The sequence below is a fragment of the Rhodococcus sp. PBTS 1 genome (assembly GCF_001620025.1).
Taxonomy (GTDB): domain Bacteria; phylum Actinomycetota; class Actinomycetes; order Mycobacteriales; family Mycobacteriaceae; genus Rhodococcoides; species Rhodococcoides kroppenstedtii.
Genome location: NZ_CP015219.1, coordinates 3,366,399 through 3,381,844, shown reverse-complemented (window position 1 = coordinate 3,381,844; position 15,446 = coordinate 3,366,399). Strand labels below are relative to the sequence as shown.

At 65.8% G+C, this 15,446-nt stretch carries 14 protein-coding genes; 4 read left to right on the top strand and 10 right to left on the bottom strand.

All coding sequences use genetic code 11. The annotated features are described in order from the left end of the window. Positions 1-43: 43 nt before the first annotated feature. Complete coding sequence (locus A3Q40_RS15370; protein WP_201132870.1) at positions 44-1,087, bottom strand: zinc-dependent alcohol dehydrogenase family protein; 1,044 nt, start codon at positions 1,085-1,087, stop codon at positions 44-46. Positions 1,088-1,228: 141 nt separating this feature from the next. Here A3Q40_RS15370 and A3Q40_RS15365 point away from each other — a divergent pair, with 141 nt between their 5' ends. Next, the gene (locus A3Q40_RS15365; RefSeq protein ID WP_068106367.1) at positions 1,229-2,044 is read left to right on the top strand and encodes an amidohydrolase family protein; all 816 of its coding nucleotides are present in this window, start codon (positions 1,229-1,231) and stop codon (positions 2,042-2,044) included. Positions 2,045-2,080: 36 nt separating this feature from the next. Here A3Q40_RS15365 and A3Q40_RS21060 read toward each other — a convergent pair whose 3' ends face one another. From A3Q40_RS21060 to A3Q40_RS15325, 9 genes are all read right to left on the bottom strand, one after another. Continuing rightward, a complete protein-coding gene (locus tag A3Q40_RS21060; protein ID WP_068103439.1) occupies positions 2,081-2,695 on the bottom strand; it encodes a CatB-related O-acetyltransferase in 615 nt (204 codons plus the stop codon). A gap of 277 nt (positions 2,696-2,972) precedes the next feature. Continuing rightward, positions 2,973-3,545, bottom strand: coding sequence for a hypothetical protein (locus A3Q40_RS20365; RefSeq protein ID WP_235606326.1), 573 nt, complete (start codon positions 3,543-3,545; stop codon positions 2,973-2,975). A 510-nt stretch (positions 3,546-4,055) separates the two neighbouring features. Beyond that, positions 4,056-5,246, bottom strand: a complete 1,191-nt coding sequence (locus A3Q40_RS20360) for an acyltransferase family protein (protein ID WP_157889622.1) — start codon at positions 5,244-5,246, stop codon at positions 4,056-4,058. Between the two features lie 23 nt (positions 5,247-5,269). Further along, positions 5,270-6,331, bottom strand: a complete 1,062-nt coding sequence (locus A3Q40_RS20355) for an O-antigen ligase family protein (RefSeq protein ID WP_157889621.1) — start codon at positions 6,329-6,331, stop codon at positions 5,270-5,272. 311 nt (positions 6,332-6,642) lie between these two features. After that, positions 6,643-7,758, bottom strand: coding sequence for a glycosyltransferase (locus A3Q40_RS15345; protein ID WP_068103433.1), 1,116 nt, complete (start codon positions 7,756-7,758; stop codon positions 6,643-6,645). Continuing rightward, positions 7,755-8,939, bottom strand: coding sequence for a lipopolysaccharide biosynthesis protein (locus tag A3Q40_RS15340; RefSeq protein WP_068103431.1), 1,185 nt, complete (start codon positions 8,937-8,939; stop codon positions 7,755-7,757). Before A3Q40_RS15340 ends, A3Q40_RS15345 begins: the two co-directional genes overlap by 4 nt. After that, positions 8,936-10,051 (bottom strand): glycosyltransferase family 1 protein, encoded by a 1,116-nt coding sequence (locus A3Q40_RS15335; RefSeq protein WP_068103429.1) that lies wholly within the window; start codon positions 10,049-10,051, stop codon positions 8,936-8,938. Before A3Q40_RS15335 ends, A3Q40_RS15340 begins: the two co-directional genes overlap by 4 nt. A gap of 19 nt (positions 10,052-10,070) precedes the next feature. Further along, positions 10,071-10,586, bottom strand: coding sequence for an acyltransferase (locus A3Q40_RS15330; RefSeq protein WP_068103427.1), 516 nt, complete (start codon positions 10,584-10,586; stop codon positions 10,071-10,073). Continuing rightward, positions 10,583-11,533: a GDP-mannose 4,6-dehydratase gene (locus A3Q40_RS15325; RefSeq protein WP_235606604.1), complete on the bottom strand. Its 951-nt coding sequence runs from the start codon at positions 11,531-11,533 to the stop codon at positions 10,583-10,585. Before A3Q40_RS15325 ends, A3Q40_RS15330 begins: the two co-directional genes overlap by 4 nt. 366 nt (positions 11,534-11,899) lie before the next feature. Between A3Q40_RS15325 and A3Q40_RS15320 the strand changes: the two genes are divergently transcribed. From A3Q40_RS15320 to A3Q40_RS15310, 3 genes are read left to right on the top strand one after another with little or no spacing between them, the layout of a single operon-like run. Continuing rightward, positions 11,900-13,222, top strand: a complete 1,323-nt coding sequence (locus A3Q40_RS15320) for a polysaccharide biosynthesis tyrosine autokinase (RefSeq protein WP_068103423.1) — start codon at positions 11,900-11,902, stop codon at positions 13,220-13,222. Further along, positions 13,219-14,292 carry a glycosyltransferase family 4 protein gene (locus tag A3Q40_RS15315; protein WP_068103422.1) on the top strand — a complete coding sequence of 358 codons (1,074 nt, stop codon included), beginning with the start codon at positions 13,219-13,221 and terminating at the stop codon, positions 14,290-14,292. Before A3Q40_RS15320 ends, A3Q40_RS15315 begins: the two co-directional genes overlap by 4 nt. Then, complete coding sequence (locus tag A3Q40_RS15310; RefSeq protein WP_068103421.1) at positions 14,289-15,308, top strand: GDP-mannose 4,6-dehydratase; 1,020 nt, start codon at positions 14,289-14,291, stop codon at positions 15,306-15,308. The genes A3Q40_RS15315 and A3Q40_RS15310 overlap by 4 nt, the downstream gene beginning before the upstream one ends. Positions 15,309-15,446: the final 138 nt, after the last annotated feature.

Here is a 15,446-nt window from a genome sequence, read left to right as displayed (position 1 = left end):
CCTTCGAACGAACGACACGGGGGATTGGCCCGGAATGGACGAATCATCCGAAGTCGATCATCACCTTCAGGGCCTCACGGTCGTCCATGGCGCGATACGCGTCCGGGACGTCGTCGATACGCACGGACCGGTCGAACACCTTGCCGGGCGTGATGGTCCCGTCGAGCACCTGCGGGATTGCCTGCTCGAGGTAGGCGCGGACGGGAGCGACGCCGCCCGTCAGCGTCACGTTGTGGCCGAACAGCGAGGCCCACCCCACGGGCGCGTCCTGGTACTGCGGTACACCCACGCGCGAGATGACGCCGCCGGGACGGACGATGCCGTAGGCCTGCTCGTACGCCGGCATGTGCCCGACGGCTTCGAGCACCACGTGGCTGCCCTCCCCGCCGGTGAGTTCCTTGACCTTCTCGATGCCCTCGTCGCCGCGCTCGGCCACCACGTCGGTGGCCCCGAACTCGCGGCCGAGGTCGGTGCGGGAGGTGTGCCGGCCCATGAGGATGATGCGCTCGGCGCCGAGCTGCCGGGAGGCCAGCACCGCGGACAGCCCCACCGCGCCGTCGCCGATCACCGTGACGGTCTTGCCCTGCTCGACGCGGCCCATGACGGCGGCGTGGTAGCCGGTGAGGTAGACGTCGGAGAGCGTGAGCAGCGACGGCAGCAGGTCCGAGTGCTCGTCGACACCCGGCACCGCCACCAACGTTCCCGACGCTTGCGGGATGCGGGCGTATTCGGCCTGCAGTCCGCCGGTCTCGACGCTGCCCCAGCCGCCGCCGTGGACGCACGAGGTGTGCAGCCCTTCCCGGCAGAACGCACACGTGTTGTCGGAGTACGTGAACGGGGTGATGACGAAGTCGCCCTTGCGCAGTCCGGTCACCTCGGTGCCGAGGTCCTCGATGACGCCGATCAGCTCGTGGCCCATGGGCCTTCCCTCGGTGCGGGGTTTCAGCGAGTGGTAGGGGTGCAGGTCGGAGCCGCACACGCACGCGCGGACCACGCGGACGATGGCGTCGGTCGGTTCGAGGATCCGAGGGTCGGGCACGGTCTCGACACGGACGTCCCCGGCTGCGTACATGAACGTTGCTTTCATGCGTATGTCTCTACTCCTCCGAGGCCATCGGAGCACCCCTGGGGTCGGTTCGGTCGCGGGTGCCATAGTGGGGGCGTGCCGGAACTCGATCACGACGTCGCCCGCGTCCGCGCGCTCCTCGGCGACCTGGGGCTGGAGTCGATGGTGGACATCCACACCCACTTCATGCCGCACAACGTGCTGGCCAAGGTGTGGGGCTACTTCGACGCGGTCGAGCCGCGGCTGGGTCAGCCCTGGCCCATCGAGTACCGCACCGAGGAGGACGCGCGGACCCAGCGGCTCCGCGCCTACGGCGTCGAGCGGTTCACCTCCCTGCTCTACCCCCACAAGCCGGGCATGGCGCAGTGGCTCAACGGCTGGGCGGGGGAGTTCGCGGATCGAACGCCGGACTGCGTCCGCACCGGCACGTTCTATCCGGAGGCCGAGGCGGCGTCGTACGTCCGGGCCGCGATCGACGACGGCGTGGGCATCTTGAAATGCCATGTGCAGGTGGGGGATTACGACGTCCACGACCCGCTTCTCGACGACGTGTGGGGCGCGATCCAGGACGCCGGCATCCCGGTGGTGATCCATTGCGGGTCCGGCCCCGAGCCGGGTCGCTTCACCGGTCCCGACCCCGTCGAAGCCCTGATGCGTCGTTACCCGCGCCTGCCGTTGGTGATCGCGCACATGGGCATGCCGGAGTACGCGCAGTTCCTGGACCTCGCCGACCGGTACGAGAGGGTGCGGCTGGACACCACCATGGTGTTCACCGCGTTCACCGAGCGGCTCGCGCCCTTCCCGGTGGATCTGCGCCCGAGGCTGCTCGACCTGCAGAAGCGCATCCTGTTCGGCAGCGACTTCCCCAACATCCCGTACCCCTACGCCGACGCCCTCCGGGCCGTCATGGAACTCGGGCTCGGTGACGACTGGGCGCGGGACGTGGTGCGGGAGAACGGGCGGGGGTTGGTGGGGTAGGGGGTTACGACGCCCGACTGCCTCGGGTGGTGGAGACTAGGACGACAGTGAGGCGGCGTGCCGGCGCAACGAAACCAACGCTGTGCGTGTGTCTTTCGCGACGAGCTCGTCGGCGAACCGTTCGACGTCCGCGTCCGGCCAGTTCCACCAGGCGATGTCGAGCATCTCCTGTGCAACGTCGGGATCCAGTCTCGGTCGAACCAGCCGAGCCGGGTTGCCGGCCACGATGGTGTACGGAGCAACATCCCGCGTGACCACACTCCCAGCGCCGACCACGGCGCCCGTACCGATCGTCACACCGGACACGATGGTCACCCCGGTGGCGATCCACACGTCGTGTTCGATGACGATGTCGCCCTTCGACGAGGGGTGCCCGTCCGACCCTGCACCGGGGAGGCCTCGACGCATCCGGACCGGGAAGGTGGAGAGCCTGTCGGTCGGATGGTTTCCACCCGCGATCAATCGGACGTCCTCGGCGATGGAGCAGTAGCGACCGATTCTGATGCGGGTGTCGTCGTGCTCGAACAGACGGACTTCCGGGGTCCCGTACGTGTGTGCCCCCACCTCTACTCGCCCGGACTCGACCAGTTTTCGGAACACGCGGAGGCGGTAGCCCTCCGGGACGAACAGGCGGAGTGCGGTGTCGAGCACGGGGGACCTCTCGCGGCGGGGCGTTCGTACTCGGTCACAATACCTACCGACCGGTTCGAGCCCGGCGGAGGGACGTCGACACCATCATCGACGCCACTTCTCGTGCGGTCACAGGACTGGCGACCCTTTCAGAATCCGGTCATGCCGAGACAGCACCAGAGCGCGGTCGTACGCTGCCGGGGTCGTCACCGGGTTTCCCCGACAGGAGGCCTCCGCTCACCACACGGCCGCTGCGGCGTGTCGTCATGCGTTCTCGAACGAACTCCGGGCTCCGCTGCTAAGCCGCACCGCAGAATGAGGGAACCGCCAGGCCCAAGGGCGCGGTTTTCGTGGCGGCCTCCGCTACGCCGACTACGGTGTCCTGAACAGTGCGACAAATTTGATTTGCTTTGGTCGAGGAGTCACCGACTAAAATGCAGGTGCCGCGAATGAATGCAGCGGCAGCAAAGGTGAGTGCGGTGATCAGAGGCCCTGCCGCGGGTACCAGCATTGCACTCAGCCCAACGACGCCGATTGCGGCGACTTGCTCATCGCAGTAAGCGGACAAAGACTGTTCGACACCTTCGGGTGGTGAGTATCGAGGACTGGCAGCGGTTCCCGAGCCATCGATAGTGATACGTATCGGCTGACTCGTGACCTTCGATCTCCCGTTCGCCAGGTCGGCGCACGATCCTTCGAGAAGGTAGTCGCCGTTCTGAGCGGGAGGGAAAGTGTGCCCCCCGTTTCCGAACGAATCGAGCGGTACCGTTGCGCCGTAGTCGTCGGGTCCGGAAAGTCGAAGCGCGCAGGTTCCGTCGCCCGGCATACCGGAGTTGACCGAAACCGAGCGTCCGATGAACTGAACCTTCACGACTCCACCCTGCTCGGTCCAGACGTTCAGTCCGCCGTAGCCGTTATATCCAGTTCCTGCGGCCAGCTCGAAGGGGCTGACTGCATCCGCATTCGCCACTGCCGGTTGAGTGACGCAAACCGCAGTTGTTGTGACAAATGCGGCAATCAATGTAAGCCACCTAGACGATCTCACAATTTCACTTCCTGTGGTCCGTGTATCGAGTCGGCGAACGTTAGCAACCAGGTGGTCGCCCTGCCCAGTTTCGCGGTCCAGGTAGTCCGTTCGCACGACACCCCGATTCGCAATTACGCGCGCCGGTCGCTCGAAACGAATGGATCACCGATCAGGAATTGAATCGTCACTGAACCACTACCGCTCACACCCTGTTTTCGAGCGGTGACACCGCGTCGGTGAACCGGGTCGATCCCGACACCGGTGGTACAGGGGTGCCACATCAAGGCAAGAGCATCCCGGCTGCACCGGCCCGCGCCCGATCCGAGGAGGACGGCTCACCGGGATATCAGGTGGTCAGGCTCGCCATCGCATGGCCGGGCGTTCGATCGTGTAGTAGGTGATCGTTCCCAGCAGCACGGAGACGCCCAGAATCAAGGCGGTACCCCAGAGCAGACCGAACACAGTGGCCGGTATGGGGACGTCGAGTCGCGCCGTCACGATGATGACCGGGTAGTGCCAGAGATACACGGACAGGGAGATGGTCCCGATGTAGCGGAAGGGCAACCAGTCGGTGATCACCGCGAGCCTCGACTGCTCGCCTCGCCCCAAAGGGGACACGATGGTGAGAATGAAACCGAGCGAGGCCACCGCGAAGACCGAGGCCGTCCAGCGGGGTGCGTGCAGGAACAGAACCATGGACACGGCCACGGCCGACATGCACAGTGTGCCGAACGCCAATTGCAAACGTGCAGTGCTCACTCCGGGGAACGCGCCGCGCAGGATCGCCGCGTACAGGACTGCAGCTATCATGCCCCACGCGAACGTGTCGGCGAATGCGAAGAAGCTTCGCGCCAGGATCGCGTACCAGTTCGGCCCCCAATTCTGCTGTTGGACCGGGAGCCCGCTCGAGGACTGGAGCAAGGACACGGCCGCATTGCCGGCCCATCCGACCACCAGGAGAATTCCCGGTGGGAGTATGGCTGCGACAATCGGTCGGGTGCCGCGGAGGGCGAACAACAGCCAACCTGCCACGGGAAGAACGAGATAGAAGCCCCATTCGGTCGTCAGCGACCACGCCGGGTTGATACCCGTCTGCAAAGTCTCCGGAAAGAGGCTCTGGGTCAGGGTCAGGTGAGTGAGCAATCGAGCCGGCTCGGTAATGGTGCCGGTTCCGTCGTCTGCTCGTTCCCAGCCCGTCATGACGGGATTCACCGTGTACGCCGCGCCCAGCCCGAAATTCACTATGCAGAAGATGACGAGGTACGCAGGGAAGACCCGTCGCACTCGACTGGCGAAGTACGTGGACGCCACCGGTTTGCCGCGCCCGTTGTCCGCGCGGGTCACATAGGGGAGATAGAGCAGGAACCCCGACAGGACGAAGAAGAACGTCAGGGCCTGACCGAGATAGTCGATGCGGGCGTCGGCCACGATCCAGGGCGCGAAGACCACGGCCACGTGCCCGAGGACCACGCACAGGGCTCCGAACCCCCGAGGACCCTCGAGTCCGGCAATCCACGCCTTTCGTTGAGTGGGCGGCGCGGTCACGGGAGCACTTCGTCCGGTTTCCGTCATGAGGCGCCTCCGGTTGTCACGGGCTGTGGGTGGCGTTCGGGCTCGTCCGCCACTGCTGGTGCGCTCACTACGGCAGCCAGTAGGACACCGAAAGCCATGGTGACCGGCGGACTGGTCACCACGGGAAAGTCGAGTTGCATCGCGACCAGGACGAAGGCCAGGAACGACGCCCCGATGATCCCGTTGGTCCAGAGTGGCGTTCGGAGGCGTCGGTACGCCGCGACGGATCCGACGACGAGGAGGGCAGTGAAGACGATTCCCACCAGGACGCCGCCGCGATAGACGGCCAGCAATGGAGCGTTGGCCACGTAGTTGGCTTGGAACCCGGCGATCTCGTCGAGCAGTTCCTTCGCGCCCCACCCTCGCCCGAACCACCATCGACCCTCCATCGAGGGAACGAAATCGGCGAGCGCGCGAGCGCGGTCGCTGCTGCCGGCGTCGGACGCCCCGAACGACCCGGCCAGACGTGCGGTGACCGTCGGCACTCTCGCCACAGCCAGTGCTGCGCAGAGCGATGCGCCGATCACGCCGATCCGCACTCGCCCGTTCAGCTTCTGGAACAGGAGGAACAGCAGGCCCGCCACCACCACTGTGCCCACCGCAGCACGAGACAATGTCGCGATCAGTGCTACGGCGATGACCAGCGAGGTGACAGTGCGCAGTGTCCCGGCCGTACGCGCCAGCGCCAGCGCGAGGCCCACCAGGAGAAAGATCCCGGCGTAGTTCGGGTGGACGTAGGTCCCTGCAAGTCGCGTCACGGTGGTCCCCGCCACCTCGGCTACTCGGAGTGTGCTGCCGGTGTTGTCCGGAATCCCGTAACCGATCGGTGCCAGAAAGCGCAGCGCCGTTCCAGCCCGGTCGAAGGCGAGCAGTGCGAGCGACACTCCGCCACCGACTGCCGCACCGACGGCGAAACTTCGCTGAACCAGCCTGCTGTCGGCGTCGTCGAGACGTAGCAGAACCACGAGGAATCCGCTGGCCACAGTCCATTTGGCGAACTCGGTCAGGTGCACCGCACTGGTTGCCGTGTGTACGACACTGGCAGAGGAGACGGCCACGAGTAGGACAGTTGCCCATTCCACCGGATGCAGAGGCCGGTCTCGGATCGGCCGCGTCAGCAGGGTGCCTGCAGTCGCCACGGCGAGCACGAGGACCGCCGGGCCGGCCGCAGGGAGAGAGGCGAAGGGGAGACCACCCAGTGTCGCGCCTACCATCCGGTAGATCAATCGGGGTTGCAGGACGATGAGGGCCGTGCCCACTGCGAGGCCGAGGGCGACCGAAAGCAACAGGACACTCGCGCTCGTCAGAGCGCCTGACAAAATCGCGGCGATGAGCGCGGCAGTTCCCACGGCGACTGCAGCGCGCTTGCTCACCGTGCCAACCATTCACGGACGGCGCGGTGCGGAGCGCCACTCGCCCACCGCTCCGCGTTGACGGTATACAGATCGTGTCCATCGCTCACCGCAGCTCGACGATCGAGCAGATACCGGCGGCACTGCTCGACGAAGGCGCGTCGCTCGTCGGCGACGTGGAGGCCGAGAGCCGTTCCGAGAGAACCGATTGCGGCGGCAGTTCCCACGACCGGCATGCCGCGTCTGGCGGCGTCGAGGATCTTGACTCGTACGCCACCACCCGTGCGGATCGGGGCGACCATGGCACGGCAGGACGACAGAAAGGCGTCCAAATCGGCGACGAATCCCACATCGTTCGCGCCCTCGGGAAGTGCTGTGCGAGACGTGCCGGGTCCAGGCGAGCCGATGATGCGCAACTCGGCTCCGTCAATACCTCGAGCGATGTCCGGCCACCACGTCAGGAGCAGCTCGAACGCCTCGAGGTTCGGAGGCCAAGCTCGATCACCCATGAACACCAGTCGGGGACCGGAGGAAGCGATGTCGACCTGTCGTGTCGGCGGCAGGGTCACGTCCAGCCACCGGGCGCGGCGTACACCGTGGTCGGCGTAGAACTCGGCCTCTCGGGCGTCGTAGGTCCCGACGGTGTAAGCGTTCCGGGCGACGCGCAGCTCGTCTCGCAGAATCCGATGGGCATCGATCATGCCGATGGATCCGCGTGTCGCCTTCCAGACGAGGGTCTCCGACACAACGGTGTTGACGGCGAGGATAGGGTCCCCGCCCCGGCGAGTGGACGATCGCGACGACGCGAGGAACGACTCGGCCATGTAACTGTGGTCGGCCACGAAGATGTCGGCGTCGGACTCCTCGATGGCTCTGGTCATCGCCTCGGTCCGAAAGCGTGAGTGGACCAGGCTTCGCCGGTTGCGCACACTGTCGCGCACAAGGCCCAGCGGATTGGGCGCGGGCTTCGGCACCCTGACCACACCGTGGGCGCCCGTGTCGGGTCGATTCGACAGGCACAGAATCTGAACGTCGTGGGATTGCCTGGCGAGTTCCATGACCGTCCGCGCCATGGTGAGGTCTCCGGTGGACTCGTGCTCGGGGTCCTTGGCCAGGAGAAACGCGGCCTTCATCGGACTGCTCCGGATCGGCCGGGCGGAGGCGTGTCGAGAGTCTCGCCGATGTGGTGATGAACAGCTCGGTAGAGGGCGATTGCCGCGGCGACCTCGCAGAGGGTGGTGACCGTGGCGGCGCCGTAGCCGCCGAACGGCCCTGTCACGCTGACGAGCGCGGCAACCTTGGCCACCGACGACATCACTCCGATGCGGACGCGGACGCGGTCGCGGTTCTGCACGATCAGCAACAGGATGAAGCTGTGGTCCACGGTGCGGGCTGCGACGAACACGGCGAGTACGAGTGCAACGTGTCCGGTGTAGTCGGCCCCGCCCCACGCGAGGATCCCCACGGCGACGACCGTCATGGCGGCACCGGTCGCAAGACCGATAGACAAGGTCTCTCCGACGGTAGGCGCTGCGGACAGGCGGCCACCGGCCTCACGCATCCTGTCGATGAACGTGTTGGCGTAGTTCTGACCGATTGTGGAGAGGGCCAGCGCCGCGACAGAAGCCAAGGAGTAGTAGCCGGCGACGGTGTCGCCCGCCATCCACCCGACCACGATCACGTCACTCTGGATGTACACAGCGGCTGCGAGCGATTCCAGTGTGAGGGTGATGGCGGATCGGGGCGTCGCTTCGAAAGCAGGCCTATGTCCCGCAACGTATTTCAGGCAGTATCCGCCGATCACGAAGTAGGGCAACAAGTAGTAGAGGCCGATCTGCGCCACGGTGGGTGAATCGACTGCCAGGAGGCCCGTGAGGCCGCAACCGATGCTGGCCACTTGTCGGGCCGCGTCGTAGCGCATGGTCGAATCGGGGCGTCCGCGCCGCAACGTCGAACTCTTCGCCGCATCGAAAAGCATCTCGCCCGCTGCCAACAAGAGTGCGAATCCCACCACGAACCACTCGCGGTAGCAGGCGATTCCGATCGCCGCGACGACGATGGCCAGGAGGACCCTGGCCGACCGCTCACGGAGGAAGACATCGTCGGACGCGCGTAGTGCGCGCACGTGAAACACGTTGTCCAAGGCCGCATTGACCAGAGCTGCGCACGCAACCGCGACGGCATACTGGCCGTAGGAGGCAACCCCGAGCGCGTGCACGAACGCGAGAGTCCACAGGAGGCCCACTCCGCGACCGGCGTAATTCCAGAGGGATGCCACCCCGGCGCGCACCACGTGACTGCGCGACGAGGTCATGGCAATCCCGCAGTGATGCCTCGACGACGTTCGAGGAGAGCGGACCAACTGTTCAAGAAGCCTTCTGCGCACCGTGGCAACGAGTCCGCTTCTGCGACTCGATGCACGTCGTCCGCGAGCTCGGTCAGGCGCTCGTCGTCTCGGGCAACCCGGTTCACCACCGAAGCCATCTCGATCACCGTGTCGGCACCGACGGCACCGCCTCGACCGACCGTTTCGGCCAACGCTCCCTCGGTGAAACAGACGACGGGTGTGCGGTAGGCGAACGCTCTGGTGATTGTGCTCGACGCCGGAAACGACGGCCCGTAGGCCCCGTGTTTGCGGTAGGGAATCAGGAGGAGGCGTACCGACGCGAAGAACGCATCCTCGGCGCGTCCGTTGACCTCTCCGAGTACCCGGACACCGGGGACGTCGGGCAGTGCTTCCGTTCCTCGGCCGGCCACCACGATGTCGATGTCCGGGCCGATGTGTCGCCGCAGGTCGGTGACCAGATCGAATCCCTTGCCTCCGTACACGTGGCCGAACAACCCGACGGCCAATGGTCGCTCGGGTAGTCGGGGGAGGGGTGACCGCTGCGGAACGTAGATCCGCGCAGCAACCGGATGTGCCCGTGGGTAGGAGTCACGAATGCTCTGTGCACCGATATTCGTGAGGGCGAACAGCGTTCGGTCGGCCGTCACCCGCCGCTGCAGCGCGGTGTGCACGGGGCGAGTCGGGTAGTGCACCGTGTGATGGAGAAGGCGATGCGCACCGACCGATCGCGTCTTGAGCGGCCACCACACGGGGTGAGGCGGATCGTGCACGGTCGCCGTCACTATGGCCGATCGACGCGAAAGGCTCGCCGCCGCCCAGAAGGCGGACAGCGATCCGCTGCTCTGCTCGAAATGAACGACGGTGGGTCGATCGTCCGACGTCGACAGGCGTCGGACCGCGAGGCAGTGATCGATCACCTCGCGCACGGTCTCGGCCCCCTCGGTGTCGATGCGGCGGTCGCGGACGTCACCGAAGTGCGGACGGATCTCCGCGAGGAAATCGTCCGCGTAGTCGCCCACGCCGCTGCGTCCGGCGGCTGGAGCGACGTAGACCAAACGCGTCCGTTCGAGTGGCGTCATTGTCGGCCGTGCTCCCTGGTCAACCGGCGGCGGACGCGACCGGTGCCGGTGCTGCGGTCGTGACTCGGGTGTCGACGGCCGGTGCGAGCAGGTCGTCCGTCACCACCGCGTCGGTGTCGACGGTGAGACCTGGCCCGATGCTCACGCCGGCGAACAGACGTGCCCTCTCGGCAATCCGGGCGTTCTTGCCGATGAAGATCGGCCCGCGGCACTGGGATCGGTTGTGCGCTGCGGAACCCAGCGGAAGAGAGACGATTCGGACGTCGGCCCCGATCGTCACGTCGTGGTCGGCGAATATCCCCCCGCGCGCGTCCAGGAGTGTGTGCCGACCGACGCGGACATGGTCGCCGATGACCAATCGTCGCGGTGCGAGGACGACGGCATGCACCGCGATGAACGACCGGTTTCCGACCGTCGCGCCGAAGTGTCGGAGCCACGCCCGGCGCACCGGAGCGTAGGGAACGTGGGTGATCACGGTGTTGTACAGCCGCTCGCCGATCCGGTCGAACCCGGTGCCGACGAAGTCGGTGGTCATGCGTTGCCCGCCGAGAGTTTGGCCTGCTCGTCCACGTCGTGTCGCACCATCATGCGGATGAGTTGGTCGAAGGTGACCGTGGGAGTCCAGCCGAGGGCGGCCTCCGCCTTGCTCGAGTCGCCGATGAGGAGATCGACCTCGGCCGGTCGGACATAGGTGGGGTCGACGGTGACGTAATCGGACCAGTCGTCGATGCCGATCTCGTCGAACGCCACCGTGAGGAGATCGCGGATGGAGTGCGTGTGGCCGGTCGAGATGACGTAGTCGTCCGCATCGTCCTGCTGGAGCATCAACCACATCGCCTGGACGTAGTCACCGGCGAAACCCCAGTCGCGACGTGCGTCCAGGTTGCCGAGGGTCACTCCGCTCTGTAGGCCCAGCGAGATGCGCGCCACGGCGCGGGATACCTTGCGAGTGACGAATTCAACTCCACGCCTGGGGGATTCGTGATTGAACAGAATCCCGGAGCTGGCGTGCATCCCGTACGACTCGCGGTAGTTGATGGTCATGTAGTGGCCGTAGACCTTGGCCACTCCGTAGGGGGAGCGCGGCCACAGCAGTGTCGACTCGCGCTGCGGCACGTCCTGCGCTTTGCCGAACATCTCCGAACTCGACGCTTGATAGAACCGGACCTGATGGCCGGAACTGTCCTGGTAGAAGCGGACTGCCTCGAGGATGTTCAGCACTCCGCCGCCGGTGACATCGGAAGTCAATCGCGCGTTCTCCCAGGAATAGGCCACGAAGGAGATGGCGCCGAGGTTGTAGACCTCGTCCGGGCGTGCGTGCGCGACGGCGCGGATGAGGCTGACGAGATCGAGAAGGTTGCCGCTGATGATGTCCACGTACGGATGACTGGCGGCGAGAAGGTCGGCCTTGGGGTTGTTCTGCCCCGCCACCAGGCCGAACACCTCGTATCCCTTGTCGTGCAGGAGTTCGGCCAGGTACATGCCGTCCTGGCCCGTGATCCCGGTGATCAGTGCCCGCTTGGTCACGTAACGCCTTCCGTTCAGCAATTGGTCCTTTTTCGGTCGACGATCTTTGGTCGTGTCGGCTGAAGAAAGGGCGTGTTCCGGGTCGATTGCAGGTTTCGGTGTCGCGCTTTCGAACTTCGGCACCGGTTTCGTGAACCGCTGCGGCGCAACATGTTACATCGCAAATACGAGGTTCCGGCGTGGAAATGATGGTTCACCGTTACGTGCTGCGCAACCGGAACCGTTCTGTCAAGATCGTTCCGTCCATCGCGTTCCGGTGACGAGGCGGACCGCTCGACCTTGTGAATCACCATTGTTCGTCGGACGGATCAAGGACCTCCTGTGGGCATCGGAGACTACTTCTCGGCATTGCGAGCGCACTGGACCATCGTGGTCGCCTGTGCCGTGCTCGCCGTGGTTGCCGCCGCGGCGGTCTCCGCCCTGACCAGCCCGACGTACATTGCGTCGACGCGACTTTTCGTCAACACCACGGGTGCTGCAACCGCGAGCGACGCCTACCAGGGAAGTCTGTTCTCCACGGGCAGGGTGGCGTCGTACGCCGAACTTGCCGCGGGCGAGGAGGTGGCGCGGCGGGTCGTCTCGTCACTCGGGCTGCCCGAGGGACCCGAGGCGGTCATGAGTCAGGTGGAGGCGAGCGCGGTTCCCGGATCGGTACTCCTCGACGTGACCGCGAGCGCCGGCAGTCCCACTGGAGCGCGAGACCTGGCGAACAGTGTTGCCGAACAGACGAGCGCGCTGGTTCGGGAACTCGAATCGGCGGGGCGTCAGGGCGAGCCGGCAGTGAGCGCGACCATCGCGGATTTCGCCGACATGCCCGCACGGCCCACGACGCCGTCCTGGGGACGGAACTTGGTGTTCGGTCTTCTGGTCGGCGTCATCGTCGGTTCCATTGCGGCGGTCGCGCGGGCCCTCGGCCGCCCTATCGTGAGGAGTGCCGGCGACCTCGCGGCCGCTGTCGGGCCGGTTCTGGGAACGATACTGGTCGCGCGGGGGGCGTCGGCGAACGAGATGCTGGCCGTGGACCGTCATCCGGAGGCGCAGGAGTCGTTCCGCGAACTACGCGCGTCGTTTCTCGCCGCGACAACCTCCACGGGGTACCGAACGGTTCTCCTGACCGGGCCGTCGCCCGGAATCGGGACGAGTACGACGGCCATCGGGCTGGCCGTCACGCTGGCGGAATCGTCGCGTTCGGTCGTCGTCGTCGACGCCGATGTGCGCGGCGCGACGGTGCATACGACGTTCGGAGTCGGGCCGACTCCCGGTTTGGCGGAATATCTGTCCGGCACCGCCACGATGAACGACGTGGTGGTGCCCACCGACCTGGACAACCTCAGCATTCTCGCGTCGGGGCTCGAACGACCCGACACCCGAGCTTCCTTCGGAACTCCGAAGATGGTCGAAACGATCAAAGTGCTTCGCCAGTACTTCGAGTACGTGCTCGTCGACGCACCGGCTGTTCTGTCCGGTTCGGATACGGCTGTGCTGGCCGCGTCGGTGGACGCCGCGTTGATCGTGGCCCGCGCCGGTGAGACCGCCCGCCGAGACGTGACGACGACCGCGGACAAGATCCGGCTGTCCGGCACTCCGATCATGGGCTCGGTTGTCAACCACGGGCCGCGCGGTCGGCGAACGAGGCGTTCGTGAGAATCGTCCATGTCTCCGAAGCTTTCGGCGGCGGCTTACGCAGCGCGATCGTCAATTATGTGCGGGCGTCCCCGCAGCATCGACACCACCTCGTCGTCCGAACCCGCGTCGGTCACGAAACGTTCGAGGTTCCCGCTGCCGCGACGACCACGGTGTTCGACGGCACCTTGGTCGGCTTCCTCGAGGCCGCACGACGTGAGGTGCTCGACGGCGCCTATGACGTGGTGCACCTGCATTCCAGTTACGCGGGCTTGTTGCGTGCCGTCCTCCCCGCGGGTGTGCGCATCGTGTACTCGCCACACTGTTACGCGATGGAGGCCGGCCACCCGTGGTACAAGCGGTCGGTCTATCGATCTGTCGAGCGTGCACTGGCGCAGAGAGACCAGATGCTCATGGCCGTCAGCCCGCGGGAAATCGCGATCGGTCACGAACTTCGGTTCGGCATGCCGAGCCGTGAGGTACCCAACTCCGCGACTCCGCTGGACGTAGTGGACTACCGCGCTGAGCGGGCCGAGGTGCCGACCGTAGTGATGCTCGGCCGAATTGCCGACCAGAAGGACCCTCGATTCTTCGCCGAGGTGGCAGACCTGGTGGGGTCCCGCTGTGCATTCCTGTGGATAGGGGAGGGAGCGCAGGGGCGGATGCACCTCGAGCGGGCCGGGGTTCAGGTGACCGGATGGGTGGACCCAGCGGAGGTGCGCCGGCTGATGATCTCGGCGGACCTGTATCTGCATACTGCCGCTTGGGAGGGAGCTCCGCTCTCCACGCTCGAGGCGGCCGAGATGGGGTGCCCGGTGATCAGCAGGGCCATTCCCAGCATGGTGACCTTGGGCTACGCATTGGGCGGTACGACTCCCGTGGAGATGGCCGTCGCGGTCCGCCGCTTCTTCGTTGATCCCGACTATCAATCCCGTGTGCGCGCCGCGACGGGCACGGTGACCGGGGACTACACCTTCGACTTGATGGCGGGCCGGCTCTCGGAGGCGTACGACTTTGCTCTGCGCCGGCTGGGCTCACCGAGGAGCGCGAAGTCGGCCGCGGAGCATGTGCCCGGGATGATCACCGGGTGAGTATCGACGGACCCTCGAGCAGTCCCGTCGCTCTGATCACCGGTGTGGCCGGGCAGGACGGCACGTATTTGTCCGAGCTGCTGGTCGCGAAGGGCTGGCGCGTCCACGGTGTCGCCCGGAGAGATCCGAGTGAGACGGACGCTGGGCAATATCTGAGCGGCGTGACCCTTCACGTCCAGGACGTCGCAGACACCGACGCGACGGCCGACCTGATCTCGCAGGTCGAGCCCGACCACGTCTTCCATCTGGCCGGCATCTCGTCGGTGTGGAAGTCATGGCAAGACCCGGTGCTGACCACTCGGGTCAACGGCTTGTCCGTCGTTGGCGTCCTCGAGGGGTGCGTTCGGCTGCAGGATCGCGTCGGCAAACAGGTCACCGTGGTCAACGCGTCCTCGGCCGAGATCTTCGCCGGGTCGGGGGTGTCGCCACAGAACGAGGACACCCCCATTGCTCCGACCTCGCCCTACGGCGCGTCGAAAGCCTTCGCTCATCACATGGTGCAGGTGTATCGGGCGAAAGGGCTCGCCGCCTCCAACGCCATCCTCTACAACCACGAGTCACCCCGTCGACCGGACACGTTCGTCACCCGCAAGATCACCAAAGCGGTCGCCGCGATCGCTGCCGGTGAGCAGGACCGACTGGAACTAGGGGACACCTCCGCTGTACGCGATTGGGGCTGGGCGCCCGAGTACGTCGATGCGATGTACGCGATGGCGATCGCGGATCACGGTGACGACTTCGTCGTGGCCACAGGCGAGGCGCATTCCGTCGAAGCTTTTCTTGCCGCTGCATTCGGTGCGATTGGACTCTCTGACTGGGAACCATTTGTGAAACGTCAACAATCCCTCACAAGGCCGGAACCGACGCTCGCCCAGCGAGGGGATTCCACGTACATTATGCGCGTGCTCGGATGGCAAGCCAGCTCGACTATGGGAACGGTGCTATCGCGATTGCTGGACTACGACCGTCGGCATGACGCGGGTGGCACGGACACTGTGGAGCCTGCACCTACATGATGGAGGAGACTCCCGCAGTGTCCCTGAGGACTGCTTGAGTCGCGGACCACGCGTGTCTGCCGTACTGTCTGTCCGTGCCGCAAGCTTGGCGCGGGGATTAGAGTGAGCGGGTTTTTCCATGTCGAGGTTCGTGGTATC

What these genes read in the sequence shown, in the direction of transcription:
- A3Q40_RS15370 (WP_201132870.1), bottom strand. Translation starts at nt 1,087, where the DNA reads ATGAAAGCAACGTTCATGTACGCAGCCGGGGACGTCCGTGTCGAGACC.
- A3Q40_RS15365 (WP_068106367.1), top strand. Translation starts at nt 1,229, where the DNA reads ATGGTGGACATCCACACCCACTTCATGCCGCACAACGTGCTGGCCAAG.
- A3Q40_RS15345 (WP_068103433.1), bottom strand. Translation starts at nt 7,758, where the DNA reads ATGAAGGCCGCGTTTCTCCTGGCCAAGGACCCCGAGCACGAGTCCACC.
- A3Q40_RS15340 (WP_068103431.1), bottom strand. Translation starts at nt 8,939, where the DNA reads ATGACCTCGTCGCGCAGTCACGTGGTGCGCGCCGGGGTGGCATCCCTC.
- A3Q40_RS15335 (WP_068103429.1), bottom strand. Translation starts at nt 10,051, where the DNA reads ATGACGCCACTCGAACGGACGCGTTTGGTCTACGTCGCTCCAGCCGCC.
- A3Q40_RS15330 (WP_068103427.1), bottom strand. Translation starts at nt 10,586, where the DNA reads ATGACCACCGACTTCGTCGGCACCGGGTTCGACCGGATCGGCGAGCGG.
- A3Q40_RS15325 (WP_235606604.1), bottom strand. Translation starts at nt 11,533, where the DNA reads ATGTACCTGGCCGAACTCCTGCACGACAAGGGATACGAGGTGTTCGGC.